The organism is Hoeflea sp. CAU 1731 (assembly GCF_039888615.1).
Taxonomy (GTDB): Bacteria; Pseudomonadota; Alphaproteobacteria; order Rhizobiales; family Rhizobiaceae; genus Flavimaribacter.
Genome location: NZ_JBDQQS010000002.1, coordinates 282076 through 295507, shown reverse-complemented (window position 1 = coordinate 295507; position 13432 = coordinate 282076). Strand labels below are relative to the sequence as shown.

At 59.5% G+C, this 13432-nt stretch carries 7 protein-coding genes; 4 read left to right on the top strand and 3 right to left on the bottom strand.

Features of this window, described 5'->3' with window-relative positions; genetic code table 11:
• Nucleotides 1–2307, bottom strand: a complete 2307-nt coding sequence (locus AAFN47_RS05480) for an exopolysaccharide transport family protein (protein WP_499808206.1) — start codon at nt 2305–2307, stop codon at nt 1–3.
• 241 nt (nt 2308–2548) lie between these two features.
• Between AAFN47_RS05480 and AAFN47_RS05475 the strand changes: the two genes are divergently transcribed.
• The 4 genes from AAFN47_RS05475 to AAFN47_RS05460 all read left to right on the top strand — a co-directional run bounded on the left by AAFN47_RS05475 (nt 2549) and on the right by AAFN47_RS05460 (nt 7196).
• On the top strand, nt 2549–3124 hold the full coding sequence (locus AAFN47_RS05475) for a polysaccharide biosynthesis/export family protein (RefSeq protein ID WP_499808205.1): 576 nt from the start codon (nt 2549–2551) through the stop codon (nt 3122–3124).
• 6 nt (nt 3125–3130) lie between these two features.
• Nucleotides 3131–4270, top strand: a complete 1140-nt coding sequence (locus AAFN47_RS05470) for a glycosyltransferase family 4 protein (protein WP_499808204.1) — start codon at nt 3131–3133, stop codon at nt 4268–4270.
• A gap of 155 nt (nt 4271–4425) precedes the next feature.
• Nucleotides 4426–5961: an undecaprenyl-phosphate glucose phosphotransferase gene (locus AAFN47_RS05465; RefSeq protein ID WP_499808203.1), complete on the top strand. Its 1536-nt coding sequence runs from the start codon at nt 4426–4428 to the stop codon at nt 5959–5961.
• Nucleotides 5958–7196: an O-antigen ligase family protein gene (locus tag AAFN47_RS05460; protein ID WP_499808202.1), complete on the top strand. Its 1239-nt coding sequence runs from the start codon at nt 5958–5960 to the stop codon at nt 7194–7196. The genes AAFN47_RS05465 and AAFN47_RS05460 overlap by 4 nt, the downstream gene beginning before the upstream one ends.
• Nucleotides 7197–7424: 228 nt before the next feature.
• Here the strand turns inward: AAFN47_RS05460 and ade are convergent, their stop codons facing one another.
• Both ade and AAFN47_RS05450 read right to left on the bottom strand, forming a co-directional pair.
• Nucleotides 7425–9143: an adenine deaminase gene (gene ade / locus AAFN47_RS05455; RefSeq protein ID WP_499808201.1), complete on the bottom strand. Its 1719-nt coding sequence runs from the start codon at nt 9141–9143 to the stop codon at nt 7425–7427.
• A gap of 42 nt (nt 9144–9185) precedes the next feature.
• Nucleotides 9186–13385, bottom strand: coding sequence for a translocation/assembly module TamB domain-containing protein (locus AAFN47_RS05450; RefSeq protein ID WP_499808200.1), 4200 nt, complete (start codon nt 13383–13385; stop codon nt 9186–9188).
• Nucleotides 13386–13432: the final 47 nt, after the last annotated feature.

Sequence of the window (13432 nt, the reverse complement as noted above, 5' to 3'; positions counted from 1 at the left end):
TCAGGCAGCGCTGCGATCAGGCCTCTCGGGCGGCGCGCCGACGCCCGGGCTCATGACAACGAAATTGTCGAAGCCGTGAGAATGGAAATCGCTCAGAATTTCAGTCATCAGATCCTCGTCGGGATGAACCACGGACACGATCAGCTCGATGTTCTCGTCTCCGAGCAGCCGTCGCACGCCCCGCGAGTCGGTCGGGCCGCATTCAATGACCACGATATCATAGACCTGAGACAGGGCTTCAACGATGTGCGGTAACTGACTGGAATGACTCATCGCCTGCACCGGATCGGCGGTGCCTTGCGGCATAATGTGCGCGGCTGAAAGGCGATCGCCATGGACGGCCTCCGACAGTGAACATTCTCCGACGAGCACATTGGTCACGCCTTGCAGATCGTTCTGCATCGTCATCATGCGCGTCGGACAGGCCGAACCGGTCATATCCACAAGCAGCGCCTGTTGACCATCGTTGGCGAGCATACGCGCCAACATAACGGAGGTGGTGGACCCCCTGTCTCCTTCAGGCGAGATAATGACGGCGATCGGGGCCTCGGTACTTCTCAGATGGCCCGCGACGCCGCTGACGCTGTTTCCGCCGTTGCGCTTATCCATATCCGCCTTTTCAAGCTGACCGCCGTTGTCCGCCGGAACCGCAGTCGCGATGACTGGCCGCGGCTCCGGCGCCGGTTTTGTATCCATCAGGGTATTGCGGACAGAGGGGGTCTCAAATGCATAAGCTCGATCTTTTTCCGGCTCAATTGCTGCAGCATCAGGCGTCGTTCGCTGCTCTTCGGCGACGGCGTTTTCTGAATCCTCGGTCAAATCCATGTCGGCTGCAGGCCCATCAACGACTTTTTCCCCACTGACAGAATCGTCCAGCTCTTCTTCTCTGAACGGTCTCGCGCTGGAATCGCCACGCAGGCCTTCGCCGGCAAACAGTTCACGCAGCATAATGACCATCGAGGCCAGCATGAGCGTCGCCAGACCCGCCATCATGACCGTGGCAATCGCTTTCGGGAAATAGGGTTCGGAGGGAACCAGCGCGCGAGAAATAACCCGCGCATCGGCTGGCAAACTCGCCGGGTTCATCCGCGAATTCGCCTCGCGATATCGGCTGAGATAGGATTCCAGCAATTGACGCTGGGCCGCGGCTTCCCGCTCCAGCGCTCGCAGTTCGACTTCCCGGTCGCCTGCCTGCGCGGAGTTCTGTTTCAATTCGTCCAGTTGACTGACGAGTTCACGTTCCCTGACGCGGGCGACTTCCGCCTCGTTCTCGAGACTGCTGAGCACGCGCGTCGTTTCACTGCGGATCTGACGATCGATATCCTCGAGTTGGGAACGCAGGGCCCGCATGCGCGGATGGCGATCGAGCAAGGTTGTCGACAGATCCGCGAGTTCCGACTGGACTGAAGCCCGGCGGTCCTGCAAGCGCAGAACCTGCTCGGATTCAATTACATTGCTGAATGCGTCGGTGGACTGGCCACGTTCGATCGCATTGCGCACCGTTTCCGCCCGCGCTTGCGCATTCGCTCTTTCCGCCCGAACCGCTGCAATCTCGCTGGTGATATCGCTGAGTTGCTGGGTCACCAGGGTTTCATTGCCGTCGACCAGGAGCAGATCAGCGTCGGCGCGGTAGCGGGCGACTTTCGCCTCGGCCTCGCGCACCCTGTCGCCGAGTTGCTGGATTTCCGGCTCCAGCCAGGCGCTGGCGTCCGCGTTGGAGACCTGCTTGGCGCCGCTCTGAATTTCCAGATAGGCGTCTGCGATAGCATTGGCCACCTGCGCCGACAACTCCCGATCAACCGACCAGAACTGGACGACGATGACGCGGGAGCTCGCAACCTGGTAGATCTTCAGATGCTCGCGGAAGAGTTCGACAAGCCGCTCGCCGGGTGGCGCGTCGGATGGATCGGGCTCGAGCCCGACAATGATCATGACGCGGGATATCAAAGATGGGCGGGCCGCTGCGCTGAATTCGGGATGGGACGTAAGGTCGAGCCTCTCGGCTACCGCCCTGATCAGATCGGTCGAGCGCATGATCTCGACCTGGCTCGCAACCCCCTCCTGGTCCAGATACTGGTTTTCGACGCCATCCAGCGGCGCAGACCGCACGGCGATCGTGTCGCGCGTCTCGATCAGGATGCGTGTTTCCGCACGGTAGCGGGACGGAATCATCGACAGCACCGAAAGCGCGATGACACAGACCAGAACGACGAGAGAAATCACGGCCGCGCGCCGGCGCCATACAGCGGCGATCAGACGCGCTATGTCGATTTCCACATCACCGTTGCCATCGCCATTCCGGCTCATACGTCAGACTCCTGCCCTGCCCATCGCAATCCGCCAAGGCTCCTATGCGCGCGTGTACGGATATATACAGCGCCGCGAAGCGTAAACGAACATGGTAACCTAACCGTTAAACAGCTTCCAGCGTGCAGAAGCGCCCTCCGGAGACAATTCAAATTAAGCCGGGGTGTTTTACCGGACATTAACCTTAACCGTTCGATAAAGGAGGCCGGATGGAGCACTCTTGCCACCAGGTATCACAGTTATGGCGTTTCGGAGTTTCAGATATGCGATAGTGGCGTCACTAGCCGTATTGGCGATAGCGCCATATGGCTGTAGCGGCTATCGCCCTGCTCCCGACGCGTTCCACGAAGCGGTGATCGAACCCTACCGTCTTGGCGCGGGCGACGTTCTGCGCATCACCGTTTACGGTCAGGATGACATCTCGAACACCTACACGGTCGATCAGGCTGGTTATATTGCCTTTCCCCTCGTTGGCGCCGTAAGCGCGCGCGGCCAGACGGCGCAGTCGCTCGAAGGCAAGATCGCCAGCGGCCTGCGCCAGGGCTTCCTGCGCGATCCCGACGTGACGGTGCAGGTGGACCGGCATCGCTCGATCTTCGTGATGGGCGAAGTCAACGCCGCCGGCCAATACACCTATGTCCCGGGAATGACCGTGCAGAATGCAATCGCCATCGCCGGCGGATTTACGGTGCGGGCCAACCAGGCCAACGCCGACGTCACCCGGCAGGTCAATGGCGAAGTCATAACCGGTCGCGTGCCGATTTCCGACCCGATCATTGGCGGCGACACAATTTATATTCGCGAGAGACTGTTTTAGACGCCCATGAACGGCGCTGACCGACCCTTGAGGATCATTCACTGCTTCCGCTCGCCGATCGGCGGCATCTTCCGGCATGTCAGGGATCTGGCCCGCCATCACAGCGCCGTCGGACACGAAGTCGGCATCGTCTGCGACAGCATTACGGGAGGCGCCCACGAGGACGCTCTCTTCGACACCATTTTGCCGATGCTGAAACTGGGGGTAACGCGCCTTCCTGTGAGGCGCGCGATTACCCCGGCAGACCTGTTCGCATTATACCGCTACGGCCAGGTGATCGGCAACCTTCAACCTGACATACTACATGGGCATGGAGCCAAGGGCGGCGCATTGGCGCGCGTCATCGGCTCACGATTACGGGCGAAAGGGTCTCGCGTAGCCCGTCTTTATTCTCCGCATGGCGGGTCTCTGCACTATTCGCCGAAGACCCTGCATGGCCGTGCCTTCTTCGCGATCGAACGCATGCTAGAACGTCGCACCGATCAGCTGATATTCGTCAGCCGCTATGAGCAAGAGGCCTACTCCGAGAAAGTCGGACCGCCGCAGGCGCAGTGGCATGTGGTGCATAACGGGGTCAGCGAAGAAGAGTTCGAACCGGTTGCTCCGGACGGCGACGCTGCTGATTTCCTGTTTATCGGCATGATGCGGAAACTGAAGGGACCGGACCGGTTCATCGAGGCCTTCGGCATGGCGGAACGCATTGTAGGCAGACCGCTACGGGCCAGGATGGTGGGCGATGGTGAATCGTCCGACGCGTACAAGAAAACGATCATCCAGCGCGGATACGGCGCACGGATCGAAATGTCGCCGGCCATGCCCGCGAGAAACGCATTTCGCAAGGGACGCATCGTGGTGGTCCCCTCGCGCGCTGAATCCATGCCCTATATCGTTCTCGAAGCGATCGCCGCCGGACGCCCTGTCATCGCCTCGCGCGTCGGCGGCATTCCGGAAGTCCTCGGCGCGGAGAGTCCGGCGCTTGTTCCGACCGACAGTATCGACCTGCTGGCGACGGCAATGTCAGAAGGGGTGAAAAACCCGGACCGCCTTGCGGCCGAAATGCCGGAAACCGAAGAATTTCGGAGACAATTCTCTTCCGCAGCAATGGCGGACAGGATATTGAATATTTACCAAGTCTGCAGTCTTTGACAGACGTTTGCCGCTAGCCGGCCCGCCCTCAACAAAAATTAAGGGCTCCTGTTTAATTTGAGCGTACTTACCTGCTATCTGTGGTCAGGATCCATCACAGAAGGAAAACTACGCTGAAAGCGCGGCGCGTCCGCCTTCCTGGAATTGCTTGAGACATGAATACCGATAGAATCCACGCTCAGGACGACGCGAAAGCGCCGGAACCGGTCATTGCTCCGCTTGGCGAAGCGGACAGAGAGAAGGTAAAGCGACTGGCTGCGCAGCTTTCGGCGCAACTTGGCGATGAAGGCGTTTCACCCGTCATCATGACGGGCTTGATACGTCTGGTGGATTTCTGCCTGCTGGCGCTCTCAGGACTTACCATACAACTGATCTACGTCCTGCCGCGGTCCGGCTTCTCCTTCGGATATCTGTTTACGATCCTTATGGGATCGGCGCTCGCCGTTCTCGCCTTTCAAATCGCGGACACCTATCAGATCCAGTCGCTGCGTTCACCTCTGCGCAATATACCGCGCATCATCGTCGGCTGGCTGATCGCGTTTTCCGCCATGGCGGTTCTGGCCTTCTTCCTGAAAATCGGCGCCAGTTTTTCCCGCGTCTGGTTCGGATCATGGTTTGTTACCGGCTTGGCGACGCTTGTCATCTGGCGCCACTTCGTGGCTTTCAGTATCCGAAGATGGGTGCGCGACGGCACGATGGAACGCAGGGCCATTATCGTCGGCGGCGGCCAACCGGCGGAAAAGCTTATCCGGTCACTGGAGAAACAGCCGGAAAACGACGTCCGGATTTGCGGCATTTTCGATGACCGCGACAACAGGCGTTCGCCGCCTATCGTCGCCGGATATCCGAAACTGGGCAACATCAGCGAACTCGTCGAACTAGCCAGGCTCGTGCGCATCGACATGCTGATCCTGACATTGCCGCTGACGGCGGAAAAGCGGGTCGCCCAGTTGCTCAAGAAGCTCTGGGTCCTGCCTGTCGACATACGCCTGGCCGCGCATTCCAGCGAATTGCGCTTTCGTCCCCGCGCCTACTCGTCCATCGGCACGGTGCAGTTGCTCGACCTTCTCGACAGGCCGATCACCGACTGGGATTCAGTCGCGAAACGGGCATTCGACATCTTTTTCAGCGTGCTGGGCATCCTGCTTTTATGGCCGATCATGCTGGGCGCCGCCATCGCCGTGAAGGCCACATCGCGCGGCCCCGTCATCTTCACGCAGAAACGGCACGGCTTCAACAACGAAACCATCGACGTTCACAAATTCCGGTCCATGTATGTCGATCAGACGGACCAGACGGCGATCAGGCCGGTCACCAAGGATGATCCTCGTGTGACTCCCGTCGGCCGTTTCTTAAGACGCACCTCGATCGACGAACTGCCGCAGTTCTTCAACGTGCTGAAGGGCGATCTTTCCCTCGTCGGACCCCGCCCGCACGCCGTGCACGCCCGATCGCACGACCGGATATTCAACGAGATCGTCGAGGAATATTTCGGGCGTCACAAGGTGAAGCCGGGCGTGACCGGCTGGGCCCAGATCAACGGCTGGCGCGGTGAGATAGACAGTGACGAGAAAATCCGCCAGCGCACGGCGTTCGATCTCTACTACATCGAAAACTGGTCGCTGCTTTTCGACCTCAAGATTCTCTTCCTGACGCCCATCAACCTGATCAAGGGGGTCAACGCCTATTGACGGCGGCTGCTTCCATACCGGCCCGACGTTTCGTCCTCAGGATAAATCCGGCGAAGGCGTTTATCGGACTGGGCGCGTTCCTGTCCGGCTTCGTCATCAACGAACCGGCGCCCTACGAACTCTACATGTCGGCGCTGATCGGCGTCTGGTTCATCCTTGGACTGAGGATCACCGCCAACGCAGCGTCGCTGCTGGCTCTCCTTGTGTTTTTCAATGTCGGCGGCCTGCTCTCGCTGACTACAATGGCGGAGCTCAATTTCGACGCCGTCCTATATATGGCCGTATCGTTGTTTCTGGCGCTGTCGGCGGTCTTCTTCGCCGCGATCATCGAACAGGACGAAAGCCGGCTTGCAACCATCTTCTACGCCTATCTCGCCGGCGCGCTGGTTACCGCGACCATCGGTATCGCCGCCTATTTCTATCTTATACCGGGCAGCGAAGCCTTCATTCTCTACGATCGCGCCAAGGGCACATTTCAGGACCCCAATGTGTTCGGGCCGTTTCTGATCCTGCCAATCGTCTTCCTCCTGCACTCGATCCTGTCCGGGCCGCTCTTGGCAGCGCCTTTGCGGATAGCCGCCTTTCTTGTTCTGAGCTTCGGCGTCTTCCTCTCGTTTTCACGCGCGGCATGGGGCCTCTACTTCCTGTCGGTCGCCCTGTTGATCCTGTTGATGCTCCTCAAGGAAAACGCCCCTGCCTTCAGAATGAAAATCATTGGGCTGAGCGTCGCCGGGCTGGGCCTCGTCGTCGTGGCGCTCGTCGTCGCCCTCCAGTTCGAACAGGTCTCGAGCCTGTTCGCCGACCGCGCGCAACTGGTGCAATCTTATGACACCGCCGTTTACGGACGCTTTGCCCGGCACGGCATCGGGTTTTACATGGCCATGGAGCATCCGCTCGGCATCGGGCCGGTGGTCTTCGGCACGATCTATGGGGAAGACACCCACAACATCTGGCTGAAAGCGTTGCTGGACTATGGCTGGATCGGTTTCGCCTCCTATTTCACGCTGATCGCCCTAACTCTCGCCGTCGGGTTCAAATGCCTGTTGCGGGACCGGGCCTGGCAGCCCTTCCTGCTGTGCGCCTATGTCGTTTTTGTCGGGCATGTCCTGATCGGCACGGTCATCGATACGGACCACTGGCGTCACTTCTACCTGATCCTCGGACTGATCTGGGGTTGCTTCGGGCTGGAGCGGCGTTATCAGCGTGAACGGTCAGAAAGCGTTCCCGACAGTTAAAAAACACAAATAACTTATTGTTTTTATTGTTATTTATAAAATTCTACGCCAATTCCATGCGAAAACGAGATCTGGCTTTGTTTCGGGAATCCGCGTTTTCAGGCATCAAGCGCATGGCTGCAGGCAAATTCCAACGCCCTTCTTGTAGCACAGACGAGCGGAAAATGCAGCAACGATGTTCTCTTTTTGTTCCTACACGGGCGCATTGGTCAAAACTGATTATGAAATCTAACCGGCGTCTTCTGCAGTCTCCCGGATCAGTTCGAAACGGTCGACGTCGAACATGCCGCGGTCGGTGATCTTCAGGTGCGGAATGACCGGCAGCGGCAGGAAGGCGACCTGGAGGAACGGCTCCTCAAGCACCGTGCCGAGCGCGTATGCAGCCTCTCTAAGTTTTTTCAGACTGTCATAGACCGTCTCGTAGGGCTCAAGGCTCATGAGACCGGCAACGGGAAGACTGATCTCGGCTTTGACTTCGCCGTCTTCGACCACCGCGAAACCGCCCTCGATCTCGCCCAGCCGATTGGCGGCGACCGCCATGTCGCGCTCGTTGGTTCCGACGATGCACAGATTGTGGCTGTCGTGACCCAAGGTTGACGCGATCGCTCCCTTCCTGAGGCCGAACCCGTGTACGAAGCCGACGCTGATATTGCTGTTTTTACCGTGCCGCTCGATGACCGCGACTTTGAGCGCATCCTGTTCGAAATCAATTTGCGGCCTGCTGTCTTCGACAGGCAGGCGCAATTCCAAATGCTCGGTAATAATCTTGCCGGGAATGACGCCGATGACCGGCGTGGTTCCGTTCGTCTGGTGGGCCTTCAGATCTTCCGCTGAGACGGGCTGTATGTGAACGCTGTTACGGCCCACCGGCGGAACAAGCCTGCGGGTGGCAAACAGCGCCTCGTCGACAACGCGGCCGGCGCAGACGACCTGGTCGACATCGCATGACCCCAGATCGTTGAGGATGACAATGTCCGCCCGCCAGCCGGGGGCGATCAGTCCGCGATCCCTCAGCGTGTGCGCCTGAGCGCCGGACAGGCTGGCGGCGCGATAGATCGCAAGCGGTTCGACGCCGGCCGCGATCGCCGTGCGGATCATGTAGTCGATGTGTCCGTGTTCGCCGATATCAAGCGGATTGCGATCGTCCGTGCACAGGGCGATGAACGGTGAATTGCGCTCTGTGATGATCGGCATCAGCGCGGCGAGGTCCTTCGACACCGACCCCTCGCGCACGAAGACCCGCATGCCCTTCTGCAGCTTTTCGAGCGCCTCTTCCGCCGTCGTCACCTCGTGATCGGTGCGAATGCCGGCGGACAAATATCCGTTGAGGTCGAGACCGCGCAATTGCGGGGCGTGGCCGTCGATTGGGACGTCCGAGAACGCCGCCAGCTTTTCCAGGCAGACCGGATCCTTTGCGAGCACGCCCGGATAATTCATCATTTCGGCGAGCCCGAGCACCTTGGGGTGGTTTCGGAGCGCTTCCAGATCGTGAACGTCGAGCGATGCGCCAGACGTCTCGAAAGCAGTCGCCGGAACGCAACTGCTGAGCTGGATACGGATATCCATGATCGTGTTTTCGGCGCAGGCCTGAAAATAGCGGATACCCTCGGCGCCGATGACGTTGGCGATTTCATGCGGATCACAGACGGCGGTGGTGACACCACGCGGCAGGACGCAGCGATCGAATTCAAACGGCGTAACGGCCGACGATTCAATATGCAGGTGCGTGTCCACGAATCCCGGAACGACGGTCTTGCCGGTGATGTCGATTTCCGTCACGCCAGCATAATCGCCGCATGTACCGACGATCACATCGCCGCAAATTGCGATATCTGTGTGAATGAACGCGCCGGTGACAAGGTCGAAAATCGCGCCGCCCTTCAGAACCAGATCGGCCTTTTCCACCCCTCTGCCCTGGTCAATACGACGCGCAAGCGTATCCATCATGTCCCCACACCCAATCAATCGGCGATGCCTGTTCCGGCCCGTCTACTTGTAATCCCGCTCATAGAAAATGCCGGCCTTGGTATTGCCGTCGATTCCGGCTTCCCCACGCAGCTTGAGATGATCCGTCAGTTCAACATCAATGCGCACGCGACCCGAGTCCCCTGTCAGACCCTTCTCGACATTGAGATAGGTCCTGTCGTTCAGATAGCGTCCGATGCCGACGGTCGTCTCACCGTCATTTCCTCCGGATTGAATATCGATGTCATCGAGTCCGGTGAAATTGCGCAGGCTTCCAAACAGACCCCCGCCACCACCCGTTCCGCTGATTTCGGCGATCGCGCCGGCCAGTTGCGCGATCTGGATCGCGGACAGGTTTGAAACGCCCTTTCCGAAGAACAACTGGGCGAGCACTTCGTCCTGTGGCATCTCCGGGCTCGAGGAAAACGTAATCTGCGGCGACGAAGCAGTTCCATCGACATTGACCGAGAAGGTAACGCCGCTCTGGGTCGTCGCGGTCTCGAAATCGAGTGTAGGATCGAGTGGGCCTGTGAAAATGATCTTGCCATGATTGAACTCGAAACGCTTTGTCAGGACGTTGATGCGGCCGCGCACCATTTCGAAATCACCCGTGGCGCTCGGATTGCCCACCGAACCAACGACCTCGATATTGCCGCGAAACTCCGCATCCATGCCGCGTCCACGCAGGAATATCCGTCCTGGCGCGCTGACTGTAAGATCGAGCTGCAACCCACCTGTATCGTCGCTGCTCGAACTCGAACTGCTGCTCGTAATTTCCTGCGTCTGCCGGGCGACAGCCGCAGGCGGATTGATGTGTTTGACGTCGACCAACGGAACGGAAGACGGCAGCGTATCGGGCACAGTGATGTCCATGCGCCTGATATCGACGGTCCCGTCCAGCACTCCAGTGGTGGCGACCGGCCCGTTAATGTGCATCTTTGCATCAAACTCGGCCGTGACGATCTCCCCGTCGGAATAGACCCCGTCGTCAAGCGACACCTGTATGTCTGCCGGGAAGCCCGCGCCGGCGTCCAGGTCGACATAGCCCGAACCGGATATCTTGCCGTTCTGGCCCAAACGTCCGGACAGGCTGCTGATTGTGGCTCGGGCCGCAGTGAAATCAATCGTGGTCGCGATGTCACGAATTACAAGCTGGGCGGCGTCCTCGATAAACGTCGCTCCGCTGGTCGATATCTGGCCGCTGAGATTCGGATTGGCTGCCGAACCAGACACGGACAATGACACGTTGGCGACGCCATTCATCTGTACGCCGGACGACGCCAGCGCCAGACCCGCGAATGCAAACGGGGCGGCGCCCTGCAGGCTGATATCGAGCTGAGGCGAGGCTCCTTTGAGATTGACGCTGCCATTGGCGTTCAATTCAAGCCCGCCCCCGAAGGCGCGGCTGGTTGTGTTCAGGACCATGCTCGCGAACGTGCCGGAGGATTCGATGGAAAGCGCGGGCGCCTGTATGGAACGTGTGATTTCGGTTGAGAGGCTTTCGACATTCACTCGATAATCGACTGTCGGATCAGACGACGCGCCGGTTATCTTTGCGGTGGCGTTGAGCGTTCCCTGAGGCCCAATGCCGGTTGCCGCGACATTGTCGATGATCGACAGCGGCAGCCGCTCGATCTTGACGTCTACGGCTAACTGATCGCCGGCCGAGCCGCTAATAGTCGCCGTGCCTTGTCCGATCTGCAGCGCGATGTCCGGCAGTTGCGTCGTTTCGCCGGTAATTCGGACCTCGATCGGCTGGGTCAGGTTCAGCGGAATGTTCGAATAGGTTCCTTTCGCCTCATCGAGCGCAATCGTCGTCACATTGTCGACCATCGAAACCCAGCCCGAAACCCGGACGGGAGAATCCGCCACATTGGCGCTGATGCTGAGCGGCATCTTGTCGAGATCGCCGGAGGCCTTGACCACGGCGTCGGTTATTTTCTGGCCTTGCGCGTCAATCTGCCCGGCCCGGACGTCGGCCAGCATGCCAAGTCCGTCCGGCAGGATCGAAACATTGAGATCGGCCGTCATGTTCTGGACGACGACGCCGGCGGCGTCGAGCCTGTCGGTGCTGAACTTGGCGTTGACGGTCTGGCGGGAATTTTTGTCGGCGAAAACGACCTTGCCAGTCAGCTTGCCCGCGAGATCGTCGCGCAGCAACAACGGCGCGAGTTCTTCAAGCGCGGTGACGTCGACGTCGAGTTCTCCGGTTACCACACCGTCTGCGTTTGGCTGGAGGCCTCCGCTGGCCGTGACGCCCGGAATGTCCACTATCAGATTGCTGATCAGCGGTATCGGTCCGGAGCCGCGACTGACATCGGCGACGATTGACAGAGGCTGTTTGTTATATCGGCCATCGAGCTTGATATCGGCGGCGAGATCCGAAACCGCGTTCCTGCCCTGCGCTTTGAGAACGAGGTCCTCGAGCGCATTTTCCAGGACAACGACATCGCGACCGCGGGCGGTGATCTCGAATGACGGATCTTCCGGAGAGCCGCTCAGACGGACGTCGGCCTGCACCGAACCGGCGACATCGGCATTGAGAGCTGAAAGGTCTTGCAGCGCGACGTCTCCGTCGAATTCGAGAGCAGTTGAGGAAAGCTGCCCCTTGCCGCCAAGCATCAGATTGCCGCTCTTGACGTCGAGATTGCTGAAACTCAGCACCCCTTCGCCGTTGCGCGCCAGATTTCCTGAAACATCCAGCGCCTGATCGCCGAACAACTGGTGGGCTAGCCCCTCCTTCTGCGCAGCAACATTGGCGCTGAGAGCCAGCGAGAGCGAGAGATCAGCCAGATCGACGTCGCCCTTGAGAGCGCCCCTGATCTGGTTCAGCGCGAACTGAATATCCTGAAGGTCAAGCCTGTCGCCGTCCAGGTTCGCCTGAAGCGTCATGCTGGCGGGTCCATCCACAAGATCCGCGACTTCTGCCTGCCCCGAATTGAGTGAACCAATATCGAGTTTGACAACGGCCGAACCGGAACGCGCATTCACATTGATGTCTGGCGAACTTCCCGTAATGCGCAGATCGGTCAATGACCGCGCGTCGTCGGAAAGCGATGCGACTGCAGCCTCAAGCCGCCATTGCGCATCGTCCATGGACCCCTTTAGCGCCGTGGTCATCTGCACATGCCCGACGGTGATGGACGCATTGTCGTCGAGCTGGATCATCACATCCGAGCCCGGCATGCCGAATTCGAGACTGGCCTGCATGTCGACGGCGTCGCTGTCCGGCAGCACATGGCCGGAGGCGCTGATCGAGGCGAGTTGTGACTTGACGCTCAGCGTATCGATGCGAAGCGTGTTGTCGCTCGCCCGGGTCACATCCACCTTGATATCCGTTTCACCGGCGAGCACCGGCTTGATTTGCTGCGGCGCCAATCGCGCCAGTTGTCCAGCCAGGGCGCCGGAAACCTGCTGGCGATCCTGTGTCCAGGAAAGCGCCACCGTTCCCGAAACCGTTTCCTCGCCGTCGAGGCTCACCGAAATCTCGGACTGCCAGTCGTCGAGCGGCCCGTCGCCTTTGATCCGCGCATCGACCGACGGCAGGCCGTAAATATCAAGGGTACGCGCAAGCAGACCGTCGCGAGGTTCGCTGACGGCCAGATCCAGCTTCAGTTCGTTCGTATCCGGCGCCAGTTTCCAGTCGGCCTTGATGTCGCCCTGCGCGCCATCGGTGCGCAGGAGTTCGAGATTGCCGGCGATATTGACCGGAGCGTCGTCAAGCATGGCGGCGCCGGTCAATTGCAAAGTGGCGGCCTCACCGATGACCGGTTCTCCGAGCCTGATTTCGCGAACGAAGATATTCTGAATGTCGGCGCGAATAGCCGGCAGCGAAAAGCCGCCGCCATCGCTCGGCGCGGGTTTGGCCTCCGGATTGCCCTGCGGCAGCCTTGCCAGGTCGATCATGTCGGCTGAAAGTCCGGCCGCCTGGATATTCACCGTCAGGAGCGGCAGGAGCGCGAGTTCCGCCTCAACATTCGCAACGGTCAGCCAAACGCCTTCACGGTCGGCGATCGTCACCTTTTCCACCGAAGGCCTGCCGGAAAGAACGCCGTCTATACCGGTTATCTCGATTGTCTGATCATCGTTGCTGGCGACGGAGTTGACGACCGAGGCTACAAGATCGAGACCCGGACGCGTCCCAAGCAGCCCGAACACCGCAGCGACCAGCACGATGATCACAATGCAAAGACCAAGCAGAATGCGCGTAAGGATCTTCATCATGCCTACCTTGTAAGGCTCAATAACGGCGACACTATATCGATTCACTC